We start from the raw sequence: 24,424 nt of genomic DNA, 5'->3' as shown, positions 1-24,424 counted from the left end.
AATCTTTTCAGTCAAAAAATGACAAATCAAAAAATAAAAGATACCTTTATTAATAATTAGATTTTTTTCGATAATTCTTATGAAACGCAAAATCACCCTAAAACAGATCGCAAGAGAACTTGACGTATCTATTTCAACTGTCTCAAAATCACTCCGAAACAGCTTAGAAATAGGAGAAGAAACACGTCTTAAAGTTCAGGCTTTTGCAAAGTTTTACAACTATAAACCCAACAACATTGCCCTTAGTTTAAAAAACCGAAAAACCAAAAGTATTGGTATTATCATTCCGGAAATTGTACATTATTTTTTCTCTACTGTAATCAACGGAATTGAACAAGTGGCCAACGAACATGGATATAGTGTTGTCATTTGTTTATCTGATGATTCTTTCGATAAAGAAGTTTTAAATATGGAAATGCTGGCCAACGGAAGTATCGATGGTTTTATCATGTCGCTTTCTAAAGAAACCCAATACAAAGGTGACTTTCACCATATTACCGAAGTTATCAATCAAGGAATGCCCGTTGTAATGTTCGATCGCGTGACCAACGACATTTTATGTGATAAAGTGATTATTGATGATAAAGCTGCCGCTTACGAAGCCGTTCAGAGTTTGATTGATAATGGCCGAAAAAAGATTGCGCTTGTTACAACCGTCGACTATGTAAGTGTTGGAAAACTAAGAACCGATGGTTACGAAAAAGCACTTCTTGACAACGGATTACCATTTAACGAAGATTTAATCATTAAAATTGAAGACGTAGATACTTGCGAAATTACCATTAGCCAGCTTTTACACGACAGAGCTTTTGATGCTGTTTTTGCTGTAAACGAGCTTTTTGCCGTAACAATCATTAAAACAGCCAATAAAATGGGACTTAAAGTTCCCGAAGATCTTGCCGTAATCGCTTTTACTGACGGAATTATTTCTAAATATTCTACTCCAACCATTACAACAGTAAGCCAAAGTGGCGAAAAAATGGGTAATAAAGCAGCTAAAATGCTGATCGAAAGACTCGAAGCTGAGCATGATGATGACGATGAAGAAAACGAAAATTACACCACAGAAGTTATAGAAACACATTTGATAGAAAGAGAATCTACTGACTAATTTTCTTAAAATCAACATATTCTAAAGCCATAAATGTTATTTATGGTTTTTTTATGCTTTGAATTAAAAAAATAATTAATACTTTTACGCCTGCTCAAAGCTTTTACTTTTACTTCGAAACCATAAGTAAGTTTTGATAAGCAAAGCGCTTATCGTCTAATTATTTTTTTAATTACGATAATGGAAAAGCGTAAATTAAGTTTCTGGGAAATTTGGAACATGAGTTTCGGTTTCTTGGGAATACAAATGGGGTTTGCACTTCAGAATGCAAATGCCAGCAGAATTCTTCAAATTTTTGGTGCCGACGTACATGAATTATCATGGTTCTGGATTATTGCTCCCCTTATGGGATTAATAGTACAGCCAATCATTGGTCATTATAGCGACAAAACCTGGGGACGGTTCGGAAGACGAAAGCCCTTTTTTCTTGTTGGCGCAATCTTAGCTTCAGTTGGATTAATTTTAATGCCCCAAGCCAATATTTTCATTTCTATATTACCTGCCTTATGGGTTGGAGCCGGAATGTTAATGATTATGGACGCATCTTTCAATATCGCTATGGAGCCTTTTCGCGCTTTAGTTGGTGATAATTTAAGAACAGATCAGCGTACTGCAGGTTTTAGTATTCAAACTTCATTAATTGGTTTTGGCGCTGTAATCGGTTCAGCATTACCGTATGTTTTAACTAAGTACTTTCACGTTTCAAACAGTACAGTTCCGGGAAGTGTTCCATTAAATCTGACTCTTTCTTTTATCATTGGAGCGGCAGTTTTAATTGGTTCAATTTTAGTAACCTTGTTTACAACAAAAGAATATTCGCCAGAAGAATTAGCCAATTTTGAAGACCCTCAAAGTGAAGTCGATGTTCCTTCTGAAGAAAAATCTAAACTTTCAGACATTTTTACAGACTTTGCAAAAATGCCAACAACTATGCGTCAGCTAAGTTGGGTACAGTTTTTCTCCTGGTTTGGATTATTTGGCATGTGGGTTTTTACAACTCCGGCCATTGCACATCACATTTACGGATTGCCTTTAAGCGACACTTCAAGCCAGCAATATCAGGACGCGGGAGATTGGGTTGGAATTCTGTTTGGAGTTTATAATTTAGTTTCTGCTATTATTGCACTGTTTTTCCTGCCTTACATCGCTAAAAAAATCGGACGAAAATCAACTCATGCCGTTTCATTAATCATTGGAGGAATCGGATTGATTTCGATTTATTTCATGCCAAATGAAGATTGGGTTGTATTACCAATGATTTTAGTTGGAGTTGCCTGGGCTAGTATTTTGGCTATGCCTTATGCCATTCTTGCAGGATCAATTGCACCTAAAAAAATGGGAGTTTACATGGGAATCTTCAACTTTTTTGTTGTGATTCCGCAAATTGTAAACGCGCTTATTGGAGGTCCAATTGTAAAGTATCTTTATAATGGCGATGCAATTTATGCCCTAATTACAAGCGGAGTAAGTTTTTTAATCGCGGCTCTTTTAGTTTACAAAGTAAAAGATGTAGACGACACTATTCAAAAATCATAAGAACATCTCTAATATAATGAACAAAAAAGCATTCATATTCGACCTTGATGGCGTAATCGTTGATACCGCCAAATATCATTTTTTAGCTTGGCAGAAAATTGCAAAAGCATTAAATATAAATTTTACACATGAAAATAACGAATTATTAAAAGGTGTAAGCCGTGTACGTTCGTTAGATATCATTCTTGAATTAGGAAATGTTCAGGCTTCGCAGGAAGACAAAGATAAATGGCTGATTCAAAAAAATGAAGATTACTTATCTTATTTGGTTGATATGGATGAAAGTGAGATTCTTCCGGGAGTTTTTAAAACGCTACAACTATTAAAAGAAAAAAATCAGGGAATTGCTTTGGGATCTGCGAGTAAAAATGCCAGACCAATCCTTGAGAAAACAGGAATCATTTCGTATTTCGATGTTATTGTTGACGGAAACGACGTTACCAATGCCAAACCAGATCCGGAAGTTTTCCTGAAAGCGGCTCAATTATTAAACATTGATCCAAAAGATGCCATTGTATTCGAAGATTCTGTTGCAGGAATCCAGGCTGCAAATATTGGCGGAATGGTAAGTGTAGGAATTGGTGAGGAAACAATTTTACATGAAGCCCAATACATTTTTAAAGATTTTACGGTAATCGACGAAAGCTTTATCGACAAGTTAATCCAGTAGAAAATGTGACAATTAGAGAATGTTTCAATAGCAAATGAGATAATTTACTACAACTGAATTATCCAATTGAAATAAACTCAAAAGCAATTAAAAATCATCAATCAAAATAGTAAAACAATCAGCAATTAGAAAAATAAAATTAGAAAACGTCAACCAAATAATGATCTAATTGACACATTATCTAATTATCTAATTGCCCAATTATCTAATTAAAGAAAAAATGAATCAAGATTATATAAAACCAGACAACTGGTCCATCATAGAAGAAGGATTTGATGCCGAAAGAGTAAAGTCGTCTGAAAGTCTTTTCAGTATCGGGAACGGTGCTATGGGACAACGTGCCAATTTTGAAGAAACGTATTCTGGCGAAACTTTTCAGGGAAGCTACATTGCCGGAATTTATTATCCGGACAAAACAAAAGTAGGCTGGTGGAAAAACGGATATCCAAAATATTTTGCAAAAGTTCTTAATGCTCCAAACTGGATTGGAATTGACGTTGAAATCAACGAAGAAAATCTTGATTTAAATACTTGTAGTGAGGTTAGAAACTTTCGTAGAGAATTGAATATGAAGGAAGGATGGTACAATCGTTCTTTTGAAGCTACGCTGAAAAACGGAACCGAAATTGCCGTAAACATTCGTCGTTTTCTTTCTTTAGATTTAGATGAAGCCGGAATTATCAAATTCGAAATTACGCCTTTAAACAAAGATGCAAAAATTGTTTACAAACCTTATGTTGATGCCGGAGTGACAAACGAAGATGCCAACTGGGAAGAAAAATTCTGGGAACCTCTTGAAGTTAAAAAAGGTACAAACGAAGCTTTTGTAACGGCTCAGACGTTTAAAACGCATTTTAAAGTGACTACTTTTATGCACAATACGATTTTGGCAAACGATGAAGACATTCATGTTTCGCCTTCTACAATCGATTCAACTGCAGATAAAGTTCAGTATACTTACGGAACTATTATTGCTAAAGGACAAACCTCAGCAATTCAAAAAATTGGTGGATATACGGTTTCTTTAAACCACGATAATACTTTGGCTGCAGCCGAAAAAACGATAAAGTCTGCCCTTCATTCAGGATACGATGCTTTGCTTCAAAATCAAATTGATGCTTGGGCAAAAATCTGGGAAATGTCAGATATTACCATCGATGGCGATGTAAAAGCACAACAAGGAATTCGTTTCAATATCTTCCAATTAAATCAAACGTATTTAGGAAAAGATTCTCGTTTGAATATCGGACCAAAAGGTTTTACCGGAGAAAAATACGGCGGATCTACTTATTGGGATACTGAGGCGTATTGTATTCCGTTTTATATGGCTACAAAAGATCAGCAAGTTGCGAGAAACTTATTGACTTACCGTTTCAATCAATTGGACAAAGCGATCGAAAATGCTAAAGATAATTTAGGTTTCAAAAATGGCGCGGCTTTGTATCCAATGGTGACCATGAATGGTGAAGAATGCCACAACGAATGGGAAATCACACACGAAGAAATCCACAGAAACGGAGCGATTGCTTTTGCGATTTACAACTATTACCGTTATACTGGCGATTACTCTTATATTCCAGAAAAAGGATTAGAAGTTTTGATTGGAATTGCGCGTTTTTGGCACCAAAGAGCTTCTTTCTCAAAAGAAAAAAATCAGTATGTGATTTTGGGAGTTACAGGTCCAAACGAATACGAAAACAACATCAACAATAATTTCTACACCAATTATATTGCAAAATGGTGTATTGATTTTGCATCCGAACAAATTACAAAAGTGGCTTCAGAATATGCCGCAGATCACAAACGCATTTTAGAAAAAGTAAATCTTGCTGAGGCTGAAATTCAGGAATGGAAAAAAGTGGCTGACAATATGTATTTCCCTAAATCTGAAGAATTGGGAGTTTATCTACAACAAGATGGTTTCTTAGACAAAGATTTAGTTCCGGTAAAAGATTTAGATCGTTCACAAAGACCAATCAATCAAAAATGGTCCTGGGATCGTGTTTTACGTTCGCCTTACATCAAACAAGCCGACGTTTTACAATGTTTTTATTTTTTTGAAGATCATTTTTCTAAAGAAGAATTAAAACGCAATTTCGAATTTTACGAATCCTTTACCGTACACGAAAGTTCGCTTTCACCTTGCGTACACTCGATTCAGGCTGCCCATTTAGATAAAATGGATATGGCTTATACTTTCTACTTAAGAACTTCTCGTCTTGATCTTGATGATTATAACAAAGAAGTTGAAGAAGGTTGTCACATTACCTCAATGGCCGGAACCTGGATGAGTATTGTAGAAGGTTTTGGGGGAATGCGTGTTAAAAATGACCAACTGCATTTTTCTCCAAAAATTCCAAAAGAATGGAAAGGGTATTCTTTTAAAATTAATTTCAGAAACCAAATTTTAAAAGTAGCTGTAAATCATAACGAAACAACATTTACCGTAGATGGCGACCAAGATTTAACAATTATCGTAAACGGAAATCCTGAAATTGCAAGTAAATTTGTACAAATAAATTAATTACATAAAACTAAAAAACATGAAAAACTTATTTTTCGCAAGTTTAATCTTGTTTGCTTTTAGCTCGATTGCAGAGGCACAACAATTAAAATCACCCGAAGGCAAGTTCGTAATGGAATTTTCTCTTCAAAACGACGGAACTCCAACGTACAATTTAAAATACAAAAATAAGGAAGTTGTAAAAACCAGTAAATTGGGTATTGAACTTAAAGATGACAAGAAATCTTTATTGAACGATTTTACTGTTGTTGATACTAAAACTTCCACTTTTGATGAAACCTGGAAACCGGTTTGGGGAGAAGTAGATCATATTAGAAATCATTATAATGAATTGGCTGTTACTTTAAATCAAAAAGGAACAGACAGACAAATCGTAATTCGTTTCCGTTTATTTGATGATGGTTTAGGATTTAGATATGAATTCCCGGCACAAAAAAATCTGACTTATTTTATTATTAAAGAAGAAAGATCTCAATTTGCCATGACTGGAGATCATACTGCTTTCTGGATTCCTGGAGATTATGATACTCAGGAATACGATTATACAAAATCGAAATTATCTGAAATTAGAGGATTATCTGAAAAAGCATATACCGCAAACGTATCGCAAAAAAACTTTTCTCCAACAGGAGTTCAGACTTCTTTGATGTTGAAAACGAATGACGGAATCTACATCAACTTGCACGAAGCTGCTTTGATCAACTATTCGTGTATGCACCTGAATCTTGATGACAAAAACATGACTTTTACTTCTTGGTTAACACCGGATGCAAAAGGAGACAAAGGTCATATGCAAGCCCCAAATCATTCGCCTTGGAGAACAATTATGGTTAGCGATGATGCAAGAGAAATCCTGGCTTCAAAAATGACGTATAACTTAAACGATCCATCAAAAATTGAAAATACTTCTTGGATTAAACCTGTAAAATACATTGGTGTTTGGTGGGAAATGATTACAGGAAAAAGTTCTTGGTCGTATACAAATGATTACCCAACAGTTCAGTTAGGAGTTACAGATTTCTCTAAAGCAAAACCAAACGGAACGCACGGAGCAAACAATGCTAACGTAAAAAAATACATTGATTTTGCTGCTGCAAATGGTTTCGATGCTGTTTTGGTTGAAGGATGGAACGAAGGCTGGGAAGACTGGTTTGGACACTCAAAAGATTATGTTTTTGATTTTGTAACACCTTATCCTGATTTTGACGTAAAAGGTTTGCACGAATATGCAAAATCTAAAGGTGTAAAAATGATCATGCACCACGAAACTTCAGGTTCTGTTCGTAACTACGAGCGTCACATGGATGCTGCTTATAAATTCATGAATGACAACGGATATGATGCTGTAAAAAGCGGTTATGTTGGAGATATTTTACCTCGTGGTGAAAACCATTACAATCAGTGGATTGTAAACCATTACCAATATGCAATCGAAAAAGCAGCTGACTATAAAATTATGGTAAATGCTCACGAGGCAGTTCGTCCAACCGGAATTGCAAGAACATACCCGAATTTAATTGGAAATGAAGCAGCAAGAGGTACAGAATATCAAGCTTTTGGAGGTTCTAAACCAAATCACGTAACAGTTTTACCATTTACAAGATTAATTGGAGGTCCAATGGATTATACTCCTGGAATCTTCGAAATGGATATCAGCAAAATGAATCCTGATAACAAGTCTCATGTAAACAGCACCATTGCAAATCAATTGGCTTTATACGTTACCATGTACAGTCCGTTACAAATGGCTGCGGATACTCCAGAGAATTATAACCGTTTTCCGGATGCATTCCAATTTATTAAAGATGTAGCTGTAGACTGGTCAGAAAGTAAATATATTGAGGCTGAACCAGGCGATTTTATCACTGTTGCCCGTAAAGCAAAAGGAACAAACAACTGGTTTGTTGGTAATGTAAACGGAGAAACTCCTCGTACATCAAACATCGATTTCAGTTTCCTTGAAAAAGGTAAAAAATATACCGCTACAATTTATGCTGATGCAAAAGATGCGCATTACAAAACAAATCCGCAAGCTTATACTATCAAGAAAATTGCCATAACAAACAAATCAAAATTATCGCAGTTATCTGCTCCAGGCGGAGGTTATGCTATTAGCATTATCGAAACCAAATAAATAATTTAATTAATCCTATAAGAAATGTAAGTTCATTTAAAATTAAAATCTCTCAGTTTTTTTTCTTAAGTATTCTTACATTTTTTATATGGTTTAAATTCTTCTTTACTATGAATATCCAAAAAACAACACTAAACCTCAACCATTCATTCTATACAATAATCTTATTTGTTTTATTGTTTTCTGCTTCCGCGAAAGCGCAAATCCAGAAAGTAGAGCCGCCATTTTGGTACGCAGGAATGAAAAATCCCGAACTACAGATCATGTTCTACGGAAAAAATATTGCACAATATGAAGCTTCGGTTTCAAACAATGTCAAGATTAAAAACGTAGAAAAAACAGAAAACCCGAATTATCTTTTCGTAACCATTGATACGCAAAACTTAAAAGCTTCAGAATTGGTTTTCTCTTTCAAAACAAAAAACAAAGTTGCTTTTACGCAGAAATATTCGCTTAAAGAAAGAAGAGCAAACTCTGCAGACAGAAAAAGTTACGATGCATCGGATATGATTTACTTAATCATGCCGGATCGTTTTGCTAACGGAAATCCGAAAAACGACAGTAATGCTGCTTTAACAGAAAAAGGAAATCGTCAAGATCCAAGCGGACGTCACGGTGGAGATATCGAAGGAATCATCAAAAACTTAGATTATATTTCGTCTCTTGGTGCAACTACAATCTGGAGCACGCCTTTATGCGAAGACAACGACAAACAGCATTCGTATCATACTTACGGACAATCTGATGTTTACAAAATCGATCCCCGTTACGGAACAAACGATGATTACGCTCGTTTATCTGCAGAAATGCATAAAAAGAATATGAAACTGGTTATGGATTATGTTACCAATCACTGGGGAATCACGCATTGGATGATTCAGGATTTACCAACAAAATCCTGGATCAATCAATTCGAAAACTACACTCAAACGCACCACCGTCGTGAAGTGATTACAGACATTCACGCTTCAAAAGTAGATCAGGAAGTTTGTGTTGATGGCTGGTTTGTACCTTCAATGCCGGATTTGAATTTAAGAAATCCTTTGGTAGCAAAATACTTAACGCAAAACGCAATCTGGTGGATAGAATTTGCCAATCTTGACGGATTTAGAGTGGACACTTACAATTATTCTGACGCTACTGCAATGGCAAATTGGGCAAAAGCTATTACAACAGAATATCCAAATTTTAATATCGTTGGAGAAATCTGGATGCACAATCAGGCAAATTTGGCGTATTGGCAAAAAGACAGCAAAATTGGCGCGATTGAAAATTACAATTCGAATTTACCAAGTGTAATGGATTTTACTCTACAAGATCAAATTGGTTCTGCTTTTAACGAAAGTGAAGCAACATGGGATAACGGAATGATTAAATTCTATAATAATTTTGCTTTAGACTACTTATATCCAAATACGAACAGCCTTTTAGTTTTTGCCGAAAATCACGACACAGACCGTATTAATCATACGTATAAATACGATTTTACGAAATACAAATTGGTCATGACTTTATTAGCAACCGTTCGAGGAATTCCGCAATTGTATTACGGTTCAGAAATTGGAATGGGCGGCGACAAAGGAAAAGGCGGCGACGCTGACATTCGTCAGGACTTTCCTGGTGGATGGGCTGGCGATAAAAACAATGCGCTAACCGCAGCAGGAAGAACTCCTGAACAGGCAAAATATTTCGATTTCACTTCAAAATTATTCAACTGGAGAAAATCGAATGAAGCGGTTCACTTCGGAAAAATGACACATTATATTCCGGAAAACAATAATTATGTTTATTTTAGATATACTGATGCTAAAACCGTAATGGTAGTTTTCAATAACAACGCTACAGCACAAACCATCAAAACAAATCGTTTTAAAGAAAACATCAAAAACTTTAAATCAGGTAAAGATGTTTTGACGGGAAAAACATTCGATTTAGCTTCTGAAATTAGTTTAGAACCAAAATCAGCTATTGTTTTAGAATTGGAATAATTTTTTTAATACAACGTATATCGTAGAGACGCACTGCTGTGTGTCTCCCGCAAAGTATTTTCCGCCACGAATTCACGAATTATTGTTTAATAAAATTCGTGAATTCGTGGCGTTTTTTTTACTAATAGCTATGTTTAAATGATCTGTCATTTATTTTGATCTAAATCGAAAGAATAAAAATCTATGTTTCTATGTGTTAAAAAAATTACACACAGGATTCACAACACTATAAAATAATAATTCGTGAATTCGTGGCTAATTTCTTTTTCTACAAATTACAAATGCATGTTAAATTTGAGATAATTAAGAAAATAAACTTTCCTTTTTTTATCTTTAATATTCTGACTTAAATCAGTTGCAATGGATAATGACAATACTTTGAAAGTTCCTTTCGTTTGGGAAGGAGCAAATGTTTACTTTTTACTTACAGATCGTTTTTATAACGGAGATACTTCAAACGATTTAAACTTTAACCGAACCAAAACTCCCGGAAAATTACGCGGTTTTGAAGGCGGAGACCTAATCGGAATTATCAAAAAAATAGACGAAGGTTACTTTAATCAATTAGGAATAAATGTTATTTGGCTGACGCCGATTGTAGAGCAAATTCACGATGGTGTTGATGAAGGAACCGGACTTAGTTATGGCTATCACGGCTATTGGGCAAGGGACTGGACCTCTTTAGATCCTAACTTTGGCACAAAAGAAGATCTTGCCAATTTAGTCAAAAAAGCACATGAAAAAGGCATCAGAATCATGCTTGACGGTGTTATCAATCATACCGGACCTGTGACTCCCGAAGATCCTATGTGGCCTGAAGACTGGGTAAGAACCGGAGTTGTTTGTGATTACAAATCATTCGAAAATACTACAATGTGTACCTTAGTAGATAATCTGCCGGATGTGAGAACCGAAAGTGATCAGGAAGTACCAATACCCTTTTTTTTAATCGAAAAATGGAACAAGGAAGGCCGCTATGAAAAAGAAATTGCTTCAATCAATGAATTTTTCAGAAGAACCGGCTATCCCAGAACGCCCAAATATTACATCATAAAATGGTTAACAGATTATATTCTGGAATTTGGAATTGACGGTTACAGGTGTGATACTGTAAAACATACTGAAGAAATTGTTTGGGTCGATTTTAAAAAAGAATGTGACTATGCTTTTGAAACCTGGAAAAAACACCATCCTTTACAGGTTTTAGATCAAACCCCATTTTATACTATTGCAGAAGTTTACGGTTATGAAATCAGCGGCGGACAAGATTATGATTTTGGTGATCGAAAAGTAAATTATTTTCAACATGGTTTTAACAGCATGATCAATTTTGAGTTTAAACTCGATGCTCAAAACGATTATGAAGCAATATTCTCTAAATATTCAGACAAACTTCAAAATGAATTAAAAGAATATAGCGTTCTTAATTATGTATCGTCGCACGATGATCCCGATCCTTTTGATGCGCATCGTAACCGAACTTTCGAATCCGGAACCAAATTATTGCTTTCTCCCGGAATGTCTCAGGTGTATTATGGTGACGAATCTGGTCGTGCTCTAATTATAGAAGGTACACAAGGCGATGCTACTTTACGATCTTTCATGAACTGGGATGATATTCAAAACAATCCTGAAACACAAAGAATACTCTGGCATTGGCAGAAACTAGGGCAATTTCGAAGAAATCATCCTGCAGTTGGCGCAGGAATCCACAACATGATTTCAGCAAAACCATATATTTTCTCCAGAAGTTATACAAATGGAAATTATACCGATCAGGTTGTAATTGGTTTAGATCTTGGCGTTGGTCTAAAAGAACTTCCCGTAGCATCTATTTTTCAGGATGGAACAAAATTAAGAGATGCTTTTTCTGGTGAAGAAACAGAAGTTCAGGACGGAAAAGCATTTGTACATTCTGAATTTGGACTTGTTTTATTGGAACTTGCTTAACCGCAACGAACGCTAAGACATTCGCAAAGGTCGCAAGGTTTTAGCCACAGATTAAAACGATTAAAATGATTTTAAAAATCTGCGCTAGTCTTTTTAATCTGTGGCTAACTTTTTTTTCTAATTCTTACTGCTGTGATTAAGCTTGTAAAAATCTTTCTCCCGCAGATTTTGGAGATAATGCAGATTAAAAAATCTATATCTAAAGATTATTTGTAAATATATTCTGAAAAAATCTGCTCTATCTGCAAAATCTGCGTGAAACAAAAAATCATTTTAATCTGTGGCTAACTTTTTATCTAATCCTTACGACCTTTGCGTAAAACTTTGCGACCTTTGCGGTTAAACGGTTAAACTCTCCATACATGCTAAAAATAGCTCATCGCGGTGCCAAAGGATACGAACCTGAGAATACGCTAAAGTCTTTTCAAAAAGCATTAGACTTAAATGCTGACGGAATCGAACTCGATGTTCACCTTAGTTCTGACGGATATCTAATAGTCATTCACGATGAAACCATCGACAGAACAGCCAACGGCAAAGGTTTAGTAAACAATTTTTCTTTAGCTGAATTGAAGACGTTTTTAATTGATGAAAAATATCAAATACCAACTTTAAACGAAGTATTTGATTTGGTAAACAAAAAATGCCTCATCAATATTGAGCTAAAAGGTTTAGGAACTGCGAGTAAAGTTGTTACATTAATCGAAAAATATATTGCTGATAAAAACTGGAATTACGGTCATTTCATCGTTTCAAGTTTTGAATGGAATATGCTACAAGAAACATCAAATCTAAATTCAAATATTGCAATTGGAGTTTTAACAGAAGAAGATATAGATAAAGCTGTGGCTTTCGCCGAATTAATACAAGCAGAAGCCATTAATCCCGATTATCAGTTATTGAATGCTGAAAACGTAAAACAAATACAAGAAAAAGGTTTTCTTGTTTTACCCTGGACAGTTGACAAAGAAGAAGACATTCAAAGAATAAAAAGCTATAATGTAGACGGAATCATCAGTGATTTTCCAGATAGATTATAATTAAAAGAATAGCCACAGATTTCACAGATTTTCACAGATTTTCCAATCCTTTTAATCTGTAAAATCTGTGGCAAAAAAGAAAAACCACAAGATTTAAAATTTGTGCGAATTCGTGCAATTCGTGGCAAAAAAAAGTGGCAAAAAAATAAAATATGATCAAAAATTTCGACATAATCATTGTTGGCGGAGGCGCTGCAGGATTTTTTACAGCGATTAACATTGCAGAGAAAAATCCAAAACTTAAAATTGCCATTTTAGAAAGAGGGAAAGAAGTACTCTCTAAAGTTCGTGTTTCCGGGGGTGGAAGATGCAATGTAACACACGCTTGTTTTGAACCGAATGAACTGGTTAAATTTTATCCGCGTGGCGAAAAAGAACTTCGTGGACCTTTTCATCAGTTTTGTTCAGGAGATACCATCGAATGGTTCGAAAAACATGGAGTAGAACTTAAAATTGAAGATGACGGGAGAATGTTTCCAGTTTCGAATTCTTCTCAAACCATAATAGATTGTTTCTTAGAAGCTACCGGAAAATTAGGTATTAAAGTATTAACGGGTCAAAGTGTACAATCGATTTTTAAAGCTGAAAATCACTGGAAAATTGATACGCAGGACGAAAATTACGCTACAGAAAAACTAGTTCTGGCGACAGGAAGTAATCCTAAAATTTGGGAAATGCTTCAAACACAAGGTCACGCCATTGTAAGTCCTGTCCCTTCCCTATTTACTTTTAATATTAAAGACTCAAGAATAAAAGAATTACCAGGCGTTGCGGCACAAGTTACCGTAAACGTAAAAGATACCAAACTCGAATCAACCGGACCTTTGCTGATCACGCATTGGGGAATGAGCGGGCCTGCGATTTTAAAACTTTCGGCTTGGGGCGCTCGTACTTTATTCGATAAAAATTATCAGTTTACGATTTATGTAAATTGGTTAAATGATGTTGATCCTGAAGATGCTGAGAAAATCCTGAAAGACTTAAAACAGGAACACGCCAAAAAAGCCGTTTCGAAAAAATCTCCTTTCGACTTCCCGAATCGTTTGTGGGAAAGTCTGGTTTTAGCGTCAGGAATTGAAGCGGAAACAAAATGGGCTGATTTATCTAAAATTCAATTGCAGAATTTAGTTTCTCAACTAACAAAAGCCGAATTTAAAGTAAACGGAAAAAGCACTTTCAAAGAAGAATTCGTAACTGCAGGCGGAATAGATTTAAAAGAAATCAATTTCAAAACCATGGAAAGCAAATTGCATCAAAACCTTTATTTTGCCGGAGAAATCGTCAATATCGATGCCATTACGGGAGGTTTCAATTTCCAAAATGCCTGGACAAGCGGATTTATTTTAGCCAATAATATATAATACAATGAAATTTAAAGGAATTATTTTTGATTTAGACGGAACATTAGTAAACTCATTAGAAGACATTTCTGATGCCATGAATACTGTGCTTACAGGTCTAAATTATCCCACTCATACTTACGAAACTTATCAATATTTTATAGGAAGCGGTTTGCGAAATTTGGTCAGCAAAGCGTTACCAGCCACTAACAATTCTGATGAACAAATTGAAATATGCTTTGATTGTATGATTAATGAATATCGCGAAGTTTGCACAATTAAAACAAAACCTTACGACGGCATTCTTGAATTACTAGATCAGTTAGTTTCTAGAAACATTAAACTAGCTATATTTTCAAACAAAGCCGATGAACTTACCAAGAAAATCGCGGCAGAAATATTTCCGGATTATTTTGAAGCTGCAATTGGTTTGAGTACTGAAGAACTTAAAAAACCAAATCCCTTTGAAGCTTTAGAAATAAGCAGAAAATGGAATTTTAAACCCGAAGAAATTCTTTTTGTTGGAGATTCTGATATTGATATGCAGACTGCCCAAAATGCCAATATGTTTCCTGTTGGGGTTTCCTGGGGTTACAGAACAGAAGAAGAATTGAAAGCAAGCGGAGCAAAAGTAGTGATCAACAATGCTTCAGAATTAATTGAAATTCTATAAAAAGTATTTGGTCTCAGTTACAGTTTTCATAATGAGATTGAGACTGAAAACTGAGACTGCGACTGCAAACTATAAAAATCCGAATTAACAAGAATTTACAGATTCGATAAGTTTTCGTTAAGACAATTCTAATAATTTTACGTTCAGCTAAATACCACTAGATGAAAGCAAAATTACTCACTACAATTTCTTTTTTAACCTATCAGTTTTCTATTTCTCAAACAGAAAAATTATTAAAGGGCAAAGTTTTATCTGAAACGGTTGCACTTAAAAATGTAGAAGTAATCAATAAAACGTCTAAAACAAGTACCACCACTAATGAATTGGGAGAATTCTCCATTTTAGTTAATGCTAAAGACAGTTTGATATTTTTCTCGAAAGATTATTTCTTCAAAAGAATAAAACTTACGCAAACAGACCTCAATAAAAATGATCTTGTAGTAAATATGATTTTAAAACCCGAAGAATTAGAAGAAGTTTTAATTACAAATATCAAATTTCCTCATGTTGGTGCTGCGGGTGTAGGTTCTACTGTTTTCCCTTCTGCTTCTTTGCATAAATATACTGGAGTTTACGACGGAAGTATTGTAAATGGTATGAATTTTATTGCAGTAGGCGGCTTTATTGCTGATTTATTTAAAAAAGAAAAAGATACACCCAAAAAGAAAGTTTCTAAAGTTGATTTTAAAAAATTAGCAGCTTCAATTCCGGAAGATTTTTTTACTAAAGATTTAAAACTGAAACCAGAAGAAAAAGCATTATTTATAGAATTATGCGATGCTGATCCTAAATCGAAAATGATTTTAGAGCACAACAATATCCTAACAACAATGGATTTTTTATATGCAAAAAACATAGAATTCCAGAAACTGAAAACGGAACTTAAAAATTAAAAAAGATTGAAAAAAAACATCTAATGAAAGTAAAATTGCTCACTATAATTTCTTTTTTAACGTACCAGCTTTCTATTTCTCAAACAGAAAAATTAATTCAGGGAAAGGTATTATCTAATAATTTCCCTCTCAAAAAAGTAGAAGTTATTAATAAAACAGCCAAAACCAGTACAACAACCGATTATTTAGGAGACTTTTCAATTTTGGTTAGACCTAAGGATAGTTTACTTTTCTTTCATAAAAATCACTTTTTTACAAGATTAAAAATATCCCAGGACAACATTGATAAAAATAATATTATTGTCAACATGATTCCAAGACCTGAAGAATTAGATGAAGTTATAGTAACCAACATGAAACTTGAGCCATTTAAAATTTCCCAACAAGATTTGGATAAAGTAAAATTCGAAAAAGATGCCGCTTCTTTACAAAAATACACGGGTGTTTACGACGGAACTATTCCAAATGGAATGGACTTTTCCCGAATGGGAAAAGGAGTTTTTAATCTATTTAAAAATGATAAGAAAGAAGAACTCAAGAAAAAAACTGAGGATAGTAGCTTTAAGAAACTCGTAGCGGCCTCTATTCCTTCCTCTTTCTTTACTAACGATTTAAAATTAAAACCCGAAGAAAAAGATCTTTTTATTGATTTCTGCGATGCCGACCCAAGATCTAAACACCTAATAGAAAACAATAATGTATTGACTACAATGGATTTTTTGTACGCTAAAAATGAAATGTTCAAGAAAGTAAAAGCAGAATCTAAAAATTAAAATAAACCTCTATTTATTCAACCACCAAATACTAGCATTTAAAATCCCGGCAAAAGCAACCCAAGCCATATAGGGAATCAGTAAATAACCCGCAGTCTTGTTGATTTTTGTAAACTTTAAATAAGTTTCATAAATCATCAGCCATAAAAGTGCAATTTCGATTAAAGCCAACATGGGATTTTTTAACCCGAAAAATATATACGACCAAATAGCATTCAATGTCAGTTGAATCAAAAAGAAACCTAAGGCAACTTTTACTTCCTGGTTTTGTTCCTTTATTTTATCCCAAACCAATCCTGCTGCAACCGCCATTAAAATATAAAGCAACGTCCAAACCGGCATAAAAATCCAATTGGGCGGATTAAAACTTGGCTTTATAATCGTTGGGTACCACGTTTCAACACTTGGCCTGGTCACTATGCTTGCAGAATACCCAACCATTAAACAAATTATTAGTGCTACGAAGATTTTGGTGATCTTGTTTAATTTCATTCTATTCAAATTTTAGTCAAAAATAGTTAAAAAGAAAGTTTAAACCATATAAGTTCATTTTAATCAAAGCCAAACTTATAATTTCTTATATAACTTATATGGTAAAAATATTTAAAAACTATCTTTGCCAAAATTTTATATTTCATGGTTACAGCAACTGATTTTATTCCTAAAAAATATACTTCGACGATCGAAAACGGAAATTTTGAATGGAGCGCTCCCAGCAATATTGCATTAGTAAAATATTGGGGGAAAAAAGAGAATCAAATTCCGGCGAATCCTTCGGTAAGTTTTACGCTTAATAATTGCAAGACGATTACTAAAGTGGGATTTGAGAAGAAAAGCACTTCGACAAATGATACTTTTTCTTTCGATTTACTTTTTGAAGGACAACCAAAAGAAGATTTCAAACCTAAAATTCAGAAGTTTTTAGAAAGAATTGAGGTTTATCTGCCTTTTTTGAAAGACTATCATTTTACGATTGATACACAAAACACATTTCCGCACAGTTCGGGAATTGCTTCTTCGGCATCTGGAATGGCAGCTTTGGCAATGAATTTTATGAGTTTAGAAAAAGTACTGAATCCGGAAATGACGGATGAATATTTTTATCAGAAAGCTTCTTTTTTAGCCCGTTTAGGTTCCGGAAGCGCTTGCAGAAGTGTAAAAGGAAATGTTGTTGCATGGGGAAATCAGGCGAATATTGAAGGAAGTTCTGATTTATACGGAGTTGAATTTCCGTATACAATTCATGAGAATTTTAAGAATTATCAGGATACTATTTTATTGGTTGACAAAGGCGAAAAACAAGTTTCAAGTACTGTAGGACATGATTTAATGCACAATCATCCTTATGCCGAAAGACGTTTTGCTCAGGCACATGAAAATCTGGATCAGCTAATTGCCATTTTTGAAAGTGGAAATTTAGACGAATTTATTAAAGTGGTCGAAAGTGAAGCTTTGACTTTGCATGCTATGATGATGACATCGATGCCGTATTTTATTTTGATGAAACCAAATACTTTGCAGATCATAAATGCGATTTGGAAATTTAGAAATGAAACCCAAATTCCGGTTTGTTTTACTCTTGATGCCGGTGCAAATGTACATGTCCTTTATCCCGAAAACGTTAGCGAGAAAGTATTACAATTTATTAAGGACGAATTAGTTGTATTTTGTCAGAATCGTCAGTACATTTGCGACCAAATTGGAGAAGGTGCAATTGCATTATAATTTTACGTATCTTTAATTAAAATTTGATTGATGGGCATCAAAGCAGAAAAAATCAAAGTAATGAAATTGATTATGGAATGTAACAATCCTATAATCATAAGAAAAGTTCGAGAGATTCTTGAGAAGGGATTAAATAAAAAATCTTCTACTCCAAATAAAATAAAGAAAGACATAAAATAAACATGAAAGGACCATTATTTTACTCAAAAATATTACTCTTTGGAGAATACGGAATCATCCGCGACTCTAAAGGACTTTCTATTCCTTATAATTTTTACAATGGTGCATTGAAAAAAATCGAAGATCCTTCGACTGAAGCAATCGCATCAAACGCAAGTTTACAACGTTTTGCAACTTATCTTGAAACTTTACAAACAGAACAACCGGAATTGGTAGCTTTTGATTTGGTTAGTTTAAAAAATGATGTCGAGACCGGAATGTATTTTGACTCAAGTATTCCGCAAGGATACGGCGTTGGTAGCAGTGGTGCTCTCGTTGCTGCTATTTACGATAAATATGCTACACACAAAATAACAGTTTTAGAGAATTTAACTCGTGAAAAACTGTTACAACTAAAAAATATTTTTGCTCAAATGGAGAGTTTTTTCCACGGAAAAAGTTCTGGTTTAGATCCTTTAAACAGTTATTTGAGTATTCCGATTTTAATTAATTCTAAAGATAATATTGAAGCAACTGGTATTCCGACTCAGAGTTTTGACGGAAAAGGCGCTGTGTTTTTATTAGATTCTGGAATTGTAGGCGAAACGGCTCCTATGGTGAACATCTTTATGGAAAATCTGAAAGATAAAGGTTTCCGTACGATGCTTAAAAACCAATTTGTAAAATATACTGATGCCTGCGTAGAAAACTTTTTACATGGCGACATGAAATCGTTGTTTACCAATACTAAAAAGCTGTCAAAAGTCGTTTTAAACAACTTTAAACCAATGATTCCGGAACAATTTCACGGAATCTGGCAAAACGGAATCGACACAAACGATTACTATTTAAAACTTTGCGGTTCTGGCGGAGGCGGTTATATTCTTGGTTTTACTGAAGACTTAGAACGTGCTAAAGCATCTTTAAAAGATTATAAATTAGAAGTTGTTTACCAATTCTAAATTTAAACTTCTTTAAAAAAAATCCGGCTTATTGAATATCCTTTTCTAGAAATCATCACCCTAAAAGTTATTTAATATGAAAAGCATTTTAAAGATTATCAAAACAACTTTTTTAGGCGGGATTCTGTTTTTGGCACCATTAGTACTATTATTAGTAATTTTGGAAAAAGGATATCATATCATCCAGAAAATCACACTTCCAATTATAAGTCATTTCCCGAAAGTTAAAATTTTAGGATTGGCAATTGAGGAAATTATTGCCATTTTAATTATATTCATCATTTGTATTAGTGCTGGTTTAGTTGCCAGAACTGCTTATGCAAAGAAACTAATTGAAAGATTAGAAAACGGTATTTTAAGTTTTATTCCAGGTTATTCATTCATGAAGAAAACGAATGAAAATATTATGGGTTTTGAATCTAATGAAAATTTAAAAGTTGTCTTAGTTCCTACAGATGCCGGATTGCAATTTGCTTTTTTAATAGAGCAAATAAATGAAAGTAATTTTACCGTGTTTGTTCCCGATGCACCAAGTCCCTGGACTGGATCTGTTTGTTTTGTAAATAAAAAAGACATCACAGAAGTTGGAATATCTCAAAAAGAAGCCTTAGCTTGCATTCGAAAATTAGGCTTAGGTTCTGCAGCATTATTAAAAGACAAACTTTAAAAGCTGCACCAAACTTCACTTTTTACAACAAACTTCAAATTAAACCCCAAAACTAACTTTAAAAAATGTTAAGCAGACAGCATAAACTTTTAGTAATGAAAATTGTTAGTTTGTTCTCAGTAGTGAGAGGCTATAACATTCCGATTATTGTTTTAGCACAATATTTATCTGCTATTTTTATATTGGCTCCCGAGAAAAGAGCACTTGACATTTTATTGGATTTCAACTTATTCTTGATTGTTTTTGCCTCTGCCATTACCATTGCTTCAGGATATATTATCAATAACTTTTACGACAGTCAGAAGGATTTAATCAACAGACCCAATAAATCGATGCTGGATCGATTGGTGAGTCAGAAGACTAAGCTTTCGGTTTATTTTACGCTTAATTTTATTGCGGCTCTGATGGCTTTGATTGTTTCCTGGCGTGCTTTCTTGTTCTTTTCGGCTTATATTTTCCTGATTTGGTTTTACTCTCATAAAATAAAGAAATACCCAATTGTTGGTAATTTGACAGCGGCATTTTTGGCTGTTCTGCCTTTTTTTGCCATTCTTTTGTATTTTTATAATAAGGTTTCGTTTGAAGAAATAGAAGATCATATGAGCCATTTTATGGTGATTTCAGCACATGCAGTTTTCTTATTTTTATTATTACTGATTCGAGAAATGATAAAAGATCTTGAAAATATAAAAGGTGATTTGGTCAACAACTACAGAACCATTCCGATCATTTATAACGAAACGGTTTCTAAACAAATTATTACAGTGCTAACATTTCTAACCGTGATTCCGGTATATATCCTAATCAACATTTACGATGTGGGCTATATGGATATTTACTTTTATGTATGTTTTGCTGTTTTATTATTTTTCCTGATTTATTTATGGAAATCGAATTCTAAAGGACAGTTTTTGCTTTTGCATAATGTATTGAAATTCCTGATTGTTTCTGGCGTTTGCTGTATCGTTTTGATTAATCCTAGCGTTTTATGGCACGGAAAGAACCTGCTTTTACATCCTTAAAGTGATAGCCCACAGGTTGTACGGATTTGACCGTTTTACACTGATTTTTTGTTTGAAATAATTATCACAGAGATACACAAAGGTTTCACAGAGTTGCGCAAAGCTTAAAAAACTCCGTGAACCTTTGTGAAACCTTTGTGCATCTCTGTGGTAAAGCCTGTCTAAAAAAAGTGAATTGTCTGAAAATAGCCCCGATTACTTCACTTAACATTTATTTTCATAGGAGTTCAGTGAACTTCGTTTGCAGTGGAAATCTTTTTATTTTTTTCCTTTAAAAAAATAAAAGATTGAAACGAAAAGCGGGACAACATGCCTGAAAAAAAGCCAATTGTACTGCTCCTGCAACCCTAAAAAATAATAGCTATTAATCTAAGAACAATGAACTTAGGATTATTTAGCAAGAATAAACTATCTTTGCACAAATTACAGAATTTATGAACAATAAGGAAGGCAATAATAAAAGAGGTGGTTCTAGGCCAAATAGCTCTAGACCAAACTCTAACAAGCCAAAACCTCCTATGGCGAAGCGCGCCCAAGGGCCAAAAAAAGTGAAACCTGCTGTTAAGGCTGCCGAAGAAGAAAAGGCTGAAAAAATCAAAAAACAGAATCAGGCTCCAAAAAGACAAAAAGCTGCAGACGAAATTCGTTTGAACAAATACATCTCTAATTCTGGTGTTTGTTCGCGTCGTGATGCTGATATATACATTCAGTCCGGAAACGTAAAAGTAAATGGCGTACCGGTTACTGAAATGGGTTATTTAGTAAAATTGAATGATGTTATTAATTTTGATGGTGTTGTTTTGACTCCTGAAAAGAAAGAATACATCTTGTTGAACAAACCTAAAAACTTTACAACTGCTCTTGACGAAGGTCAGGAATACCGTAACGTTCTGGAACTTGTGCGTGGTTCTACAACGGCAAAAATTGCTCCGATTGGCAGAATGGACAAGAATACAACTGGTTTGTTGTTGTTTACTAATGATACGGATATGATTCGTAAATTTACTTTACCGAGTCAGAAATCATCAAAAATTTATCAGGTTTCACTAGATAAAAACCTGAAATTTGAGGATTTAGAAAAAATAAGCAAAGGTTTGGTTCTTGACGGACACAGAGTGTTTGTTGAAGAAGTAAGTTATATTGAGAAAGAAGCAAAAAGCGAAGTGGGTCTTAAGCTGCGTTCATCAAATGTAAAAGTGGTTCGCGCTATATTCGAACACTTTGATTATGATGTTTTACGTATAGATCGTGTATCTTTTGCCGGTTTGACCAAAAAGAATTTACCAAGAGGTAACTGGCGTTTTTTGACAGACCAAGAAATTATCAATTTGAAAAACGTTTAAGAACGAATCAAAAATTGATTTAAATATAAAATCCTGTTTTACTTTGTAAGATGGGATTTTTTTATGCTAGAAACTGAAAAAGTTGTGTCCGAAAAGGGTAAAAATGGATCTTCCGATGGATTGGTTTTTTTCTTCGACTGATTCGTAACAGGAGAAACCAAGGATAATTTTGATTCCGGGAGGAATACTGTTTAAGATATCTCTTTTTTGATCGTCCAGAAGTAATTTTAGACTGTCTAACAATTGAATATTGTTTTTAAGATAAGAGGCAACTAATAAGGCTGAAAAGTTTAGAATCTCTCTGGCTGTTTCGCTTTTGATTCCGACTTCGTTGGAGATCATTTCAGAAATTCTTCCTTTTTTATTGGTGAAGATTTCTTTCAGTAAAGCATTTCCTTCTAACCGGTAACAATCATCTACTGATAAAATTCGACCGGATGTAAAATCGACTTCCTGATAAAAGGTCGAATCTTCCTGAATTTGCGAAACAATTTCTTTGCAAAAACCCGATTCCTCGGCCCTATTATACAACCCCATTAAAACTGTACCTATCGAAACATCAATTCCCTTTATTAAAAGTGCATCATTTTCAAAATAAAACTTGTTCAACTTTGAAACAACATTAGAAGAAATAAAACGTCTAAGTTCAATTTGTAGGTTTGGAGTCATACTTAAATGGTTTAAATTATTTAAATCTATTCAAAATAACCGATAAAGTGAGGCTTTTTATCGTTTATCAGGATAAAAATATAAAATATTTTAACATTTCCAAAAAATAAGTTAAAAACCAGAGCGAATGATTAACAGTTGTTTAACAAAAAAAACTGCTCGAGTCAATAAACATAACCCTTTCGTAATCAAATCAAAGTTGAATTATTTTTTTGTAAATTTTGTATAAAAACTAAAAAAATAAGAAAAAAGCCAAACAAATGTTATATAATTAAAATAAAAAGTTTCGATATTCCCATGTCACACTCAAAAATATACCTAGAAAAATAATACAAAACATAAAATTGATAAAACTAGAGGCCAAAAAACCCAGTAATGAGCCAGTAGCTGCTTTTAGTGCCCGTTTGTGATTTTTAGAATCATAAATTATTTCACCAACAAAAGCCCCAACAAAAGGACCTATAATAACACCAAAAGGTATTGGAGCGAGAATACCAACAATTAACCCAATATTGGTGCCCCAAATTCCGTACGAACTTCCTCCAAATTTTTTGGTTCCTTTTGCCGGAATGACATAATCCAGCACCGTAATTATTATTGTGATAACAAGTGTAATACCCAAAATCCAGTAATTATTCTCGACCGCTTTTGTCATATACAACAATAAAAGGCCCACCCAACAGCTCGATAAGCCTGGCAAAACCGGCAGGAAACTGCCAAAAATACCCACTATCATGCATATAAAACCAAGTAATAACAATAGTAAATCCATATATTTTTTTGTAATTTTGCACCTACAAACTTTTTAGCAAAGCCAGTAAATGCAAAGACTTGTACAAATCGTATTATTTATTTTTTTGATTATTTTAATCAGCGAGACTACCTGCGCGCAAGTTAAAAAACTTCCTGTCGACGATCAATTACTTCAGGATAGCATTTATAAAAGTAATAAGAAAAAAGTTCTCAATTTTTCTATGAAAGAATTTGATGCACTTTTCTTTGAATACTTTAGTCGTAAAAATGATGAAAATATTATTTTGAGCAGAAAAGAATTTTATTATTACACGGTTCAAATTGCCACTTTTTCAGACCGTTTATCTTCTTTATATCCTGACCAAAAACAAGTTGCAGCACAAAATAAAGAAAAATGGCTTTCAGAAAGCTATGAAGATTATCTGCAATACAAAGCTTCTCAAAAAAAATAATCGTATTTTTATACTCTAATTTGTTCATTCAATTCAACAT

At 34.0% G+C, this 24,424-nt stretch carries 22 protein-coding genes; 19 read left to right on the top strand and 3 right to left on the bottom strand.

Features of this window, described 5'->3' with window-relative positions; translation table 11 throughout:
- The first annotated feature begins 79 nt into the window (after positions 1-79).
- The 12 genes from FLP_RS09035 to FLP_RS08980 all read left to right on the top strand — a co-directional run bounded on the left by FLP_RS09035 (position 80) and on the right by FLP_RS08980 (position 16,632).
- Entirely contained in the window at positions 80-1,111 is a 1,032-nt protein-coding gene (locus FLP_RS09035) for a LacI family DNA-binding transcriptional regulator (RefSeq protein ID WP_065449204.1), read from the top strand.
- A 180-nt stretch (positions 1,112-1,291) separates the two neighbouring features.
- Positions 1,292-2,647 (top strand): MFS transporter, encoded by a 1,356-nt coding sequence (locus FLP_RS09030; RefSeq protein ID WP_065449203.1) that lies wholly within the window; start codon positions 1,292-1,294, stop codon positions 2,645-2,647.
- Positions 2,648-2,663: 16 nt separating this feature from the next.
- Positions 2,664-3,317: a beta-phosphoglucomutase gene (gene pgmB, locus FLP_RS09025; protein ID WP_065449202.1), complete on the top strand. Its 654-nt coding sequence runs from the start codon at positions 2,664-2,666 to the stop codon at positions 3,315-3,317.
- A gap of 220 nt (positions 3,318-3,537) precedes the next feature.
- The gene (locus FLP_RS09020) at positions 3,538-5,841 is read left to right on the top strand and encodes a glycoside hydrolase family 65 protein (protein ID WP_065449201.1); all 2,304 of its coding nucleotides are present in this window, start codon (positions 3,538-3,540) and stop codon (positions 5,839-5,841) included.
- A 19-nt stretch (positions 5,842-5,860) separates the two neighbouring features.
- A complete protein-coding gene (locus tag FLP_RS09015; RefSeq protein ID WP_065449200.1) occupies positions 5,861-7,975 on the top strand; it encodes a glycoside hydrolase family 97 protein in 2,115 nt (704 codons plus the stop codon).
- Between the two features lie 110 nt (positions 7,976-8,085).
- A complete protein-coding gene (locus tag FLP_RS09010) occupies positions 8,086-9,963 on the top strand; it encodes a glycoside hydrolase family 13 protein (protein ID WP_065449199.1) in 1,878 nt (625 codons plus the stop codon).
- A gap of 360 nt (positions 9,964-10,323) precedes the next feature.
- Entirely contained in the window at positions 10,324-11,913 is a 1,590-nt protein-coding gene (locus FLP_RS09005) for an alpha-amylase family glycosyl hydrolase (RefSeq protein ID WP_065449198.1), read from the top strand.
- A gap of 362 nt (positions 11,914-12,275) precedes the next feature.
- Positions 12,276-12,953 carry a glycerophosphodiester phosphodiesterase gene (locus FLP_RS09000; protein ID WP_065449197.1) on the top strand — a complete coding sequence of 226 codons (678 nt, stop codon included), beginning with the start codon at positions 12,276-12,278 and terminating at the stop codon, positions 12,951-12,953.
- A 152-nt stretch (positions 12,954-13,105) separates the two neighbouring features.
- Complete coding sequence (locus FLP_RS08995; RefSeq protein WP_065449196.1) at positions 13,106-14,314, top strand: BaiN/RdsA family NAD(P)/FAD-dependent oxidoreductase; 1,209 nt, start codon at positions 13,106-13,108, stop codon at positions 14,312-14,314.
- A gap of 4 nt (positions 14,315-14,318) precedes the next feature.
- Entirely contained in the window at positions 14,319-14,966 is a 648-nt protein-coding gene (locus FLP_RS08990; protein ID WP_065449195.1) for an HAD family hydrolase, read from the top strand.
- Between the two features lie 161 nt (positions 14,967-15,127).
- Complete coding sequence (locus tag FLP_RS08985; RefSeq protein WP_065449194.1) at positions 15,128-15,859, top strand: hypothetical protein; 732 nt, start codon at positions 15,128-15,130, stop codon at positions 15,857-15,859.
- A gap of 23 nt (positions 15,860-15,882) precedes the next feature.
- Positions 15,883-16,632 (top strand): hypothetical protein, encoded by a 750-nt coding sequence (locus FLP_RS08980; RefSeq protein WP_065449193.1) that lies wholly within the window; start codon positions 15,883-15,885, stop codon positions 16,630-16,632.
- 9 nt (positions 16,633-16,641) lie between these two features.
- Here FLP_RS08980 and FLP_RS08975 read toward each other — a convergent pair whose 3' ends face one another.
- Positions 16,642-17,124 carry a TspO/MBR family protein gene (locus FLP_RS08975; protein ID WP_065449192.1) on the bottom strand — a complete coding sequence of 161 codons (483 nt, stop codon included), beginning with the start codon at positions 17,122-17,124 and terminating at the stop codon, positions 16,642-16,644.
- Positions 17,125-17,268: 144 nt separating this feature from the next.
- Between FLP_RS08975 and FLP_RS08970 the strand changes: the two genes are divergently transcribed.
- The 6 genes from FLP_RS08970 to FLP_RS08950 all read left to right on the top strand — a co-directional run bounded on the left by FLP_RS08970 (position 17,269) and on the right by FLP_RS08950 (position 22,510).
- Entirely contained in the window at positions 17,269-18,357 is a 1,089-nt protein-coding gene (locus FLP_RS08970) for a diphosphomevalonate decarboxylase (protein ID WP_065449191.1), read from the top strand.
- A gap of 30 nt (positions 18,358-18,387) precedes the next feature.
- Complete coding sequence (locus tag FLP_RS25455) at positions 18,388-18,537, top strand: hypothetical protein (protein ID WP_165606660.1); 150 nt, start codon at positions 18,388-18,390, stop codon at positions 18,535-18,537.
- Positions 18,538-18,539: 2 nt separating this feature from the next.
- Entirely contained in the window at positions 18,540-19,478 is a 939-nt protein-coding gene (locus FLP_RS08965; RefSeq protein WP_065449190.1) for a mevalonate kinase family protein, read from the top strand.
- Positions 19,479-19,554: 76 nt separating this feature from the next.
- Positions 19,555-20,145 carry a DUF502 domain-containing protein gene (locus FLP_RS08960; protein WP_065449189.1) on the top strand — a complete coding sequence of 197 codons (591 nt, stop codon included), beginning with the start codon at positions 19,555-19,557 and terminating at the stop codon, positions 20,143-20,145.
- Between the two features lie 65 nt (positions 20,146-20,210).
- Complete coding sequence (locus FLP_RS08955) at positions 20,211-21,167, top strand: geranylgeranylglycerol-phosphate geranylgeranyltransferase (protein ID WP_065449188.1); 957 nt, start codon at positions 20,211-20,213, stop codon at positions 21,165-21,167.
- A gap of 434 nt (positions 21,168-21,601) precedes the next feature.
- Positions 21,602-22,510 carry a pseudouridine synthase gene (locus FLP_RS08950; protein ID WP_065449187.1) on the top strand — a complete coding sequence of 303 codons (909 nt, stop codon included), beginning with the start codon at positions 21,602-21,604 and terminating at the stop codon, positions 22,508-22,510.
- A gap of 66 nt (positions 22,511-22,576) precedes the next feature.
- Here FLP_RS08950 and FLP_RS08945 read toward each other — a convergent pair whose 3' ends face one another.
- Entirely contained in the window at positions 22,577-23,179 is a 603-nt protein-coding gene (locus tag FLP_RS08945; RefSeq protein WP_065449186.1) for a DUF937 domain-containing protein, read from the bottom strand.
- A gap of 271 nt (positions 23,180-23,450) precedes the next feature.
- A complete protein-coding gene (locus tag FLP_RS08940) occupies positions 23,451-23,951 on the bottom strand; it encodes a DUF456 domain-containing protein (RefSeq protein ID WP_065449185.1) in 501 nt (166 codons plus the stop codon).
- Between the two features lie 49 nt (positions 23,952-24,000).
- On the opposite strand from FLP_RS08940, the gene FLP_RS08935 reads away from it, so the two are divergent.
- Complete coding sequence (locus FLP_RS08935) at positions 24,001-24,384, top strand: hypothetical protein (RefSeq protein ID WP_065449184.1); 384 nt, start codon at positions 24,001-24,003, stop codon at positions 24,382-24,384.
- The last annotated feature ends 40 nt before the right edge of the window (positions 24,385-24,424 follow it).

This window comes from Flavobacterium piscis (assembly GCF_001686925.1).
Taxonomy (GTDB): domain Bacteria; phylum Bacteroidota; class Bacteroidia; order Flavobacteriales; family Flavobacteriaceae; genus Flavobacterium; species Flavobacterium piscis.
This window is presented reverse-complemented; position numbering and strand designations above follow the sequence as displayed.

What these genes read in the sequence shown, in the direction of transcription:
- FLP_RS09035 (WP_065449204.1), top strand. Translation starts at nt 80, where the DNA reads ATGAAACGCAAAATCACCCTAAAACAGATCGCAAGAGAACTTGACGTA.
- FLP_RS09030 (WP_065449203.1), top strand. Translation starts at nt 1,292, where the DNA reads ATGGAAAAGCGTAAATTAAGTTTCTGGGAAATTTGGAACATGAGTTTC.
- pgmB (WP_065449202.1), top strand. Translation starts at nt 2,664, where the DNA reads ATGAACAAAAAAGCATTCATATTCGACCTTGATGGCGTAATCGTTGAT.
- FLP_RS09020 (WP_065449201.1), top strand. Translation starts at nt 3,538, where the DNA reads ATGAATCAAGATTATATAAAACCAGACAACTGGTCCATCATAGAAGAA.
- FLP_RS09015 (WP_065449200.1), top strand. Translation starts at nt 5,861, where the DNA reads ATGAAAAACTTATTTTTCGCAAGTTTAATCTTGTTTGCTTTTAGCTCG.
- FLP_RS09010 (WP_065449199.1), top strand. Translation starts at nt 8,086, where the DNA reads ATGAATATCCAAAAAACAACACTAAACCTCAACCATTCATTCTATACA.
- FLP_RS09005 (WP_065449198.1), top strand. Translation starts at nt 10,324, where the DNA reads ATGGATAATGACAATACTTTGAAAGTTCCTTTCGTTTGGGAAGGAGCA.
- FLP_RS09000 (WP_065449197.1), top strand. Translation starts at nt 12,276, where the DNA reads ATGCTAAAAATAGCTCATCGCGGTGCCAAAGGATACGAACCTGAGAAT.
- FLP_RS08995 (WP_065449196.1), top strand. Translation starts at nt 13,106, where the DNA reads ATGATCAAAAATTTCGACATAATCATTGTTGGCGGAGGCGCTGCAGGA.
- FLP_RS08990 (WP_065449195.1), top strand. Translation starts at nt 14,319, where the DNA reads ATGAAATTTAAAGGAATTATTTTTGATTTAGACGGAACATTAGTAAAC.
- FLP_RS08985 (WP_065449194.1), top strand. Translation starts at nt 15,128, where the DNA reads ATGAAAGCAAAATTACTCACTACAATTTCTTTTTTAACCTATCAGTTT.
- FLP_RS08980 (WP_065449193.1), top strand. Translation starts at nt 15,883, where the DNA reads ATGAAAGTAAAATTGCTCACTATAATTTCTTTTTTAACGTACCAGCTT.
- FLP_RS08975 (WP_065449192.1), bottom strand. Translation starts at nt 17,124, where the DNA reads ATGAAATTAAACAAGATCACCAAAATCTTCGTAGCACTAATAATTTGT.
- FLP_RS08970 (WP_065449191.1), top strand. Translation starts at nt 17,269, where the DNA reads ATGGTTACAGCAACTGATTTTATTCCTAAAAAATATACTTCGACGATC.
- FLP_RS25455 (WP_165606660.1), top strand. Translation starts at nt 18,388, where the DNA reads ATGGGCATCAAAGCAGAAAAAATCAAAGTAATGAAATTGATTATGGAA.
- FLP_RS08965 (WP_065449190.1), top strand. Translation starts at nt 18,540, where the DNA reads ATGAAAGGACCATTATTTTACTCAAAAATATTACTCTTTGGAGAATAC.
- FLP_RS08960 (WP_065449189.1), top strand. Translation starts at nt 19,555, where the DNA reads ATGAAAAGCATTTTAAAGATTATCAAAACAACTTTTTTAGGCGGGATT.
- FLP_RS08955 (WP_065449188.1), top strand. Translation starts at nt 20,211, where the DNA reads ATGTTAAGCAGACAGCATAAACTTTTAGTAATGAAAATTGTTAGTTTG.
- FLP_RS08950 (WP_065449187.1), top strand. Translation starts at nt 21,602, where the DNA reads ATGAACAATAAGGAAGGCAATAATAAAAGAGGTGGTTCTAGGCCAAAT.
- FLP_RS08945 (WP_065449186.1), bottom strand. Translation starts at nt 23,179, where the DNA reads ATGACTCCAAACCTACAAATTGAACTTAGACGTTTTATTTCTTCTAAT.
- FLP_RS08940 (WP_065449185.1), bottom strand. Translation starts at nt 23,951, where the DNA reads ATGGATTTACTATTGTTATTACTTGGTTTTATATGCATGATAGTGGGT.
- FLP_RS08935 (WP_065449184.1), top strand. Translation starts at nt 24,001, where the DNA reads ATGCAAAGACTTGTACAAATCGTATTATTTATTTTTTTGATTATTTTA.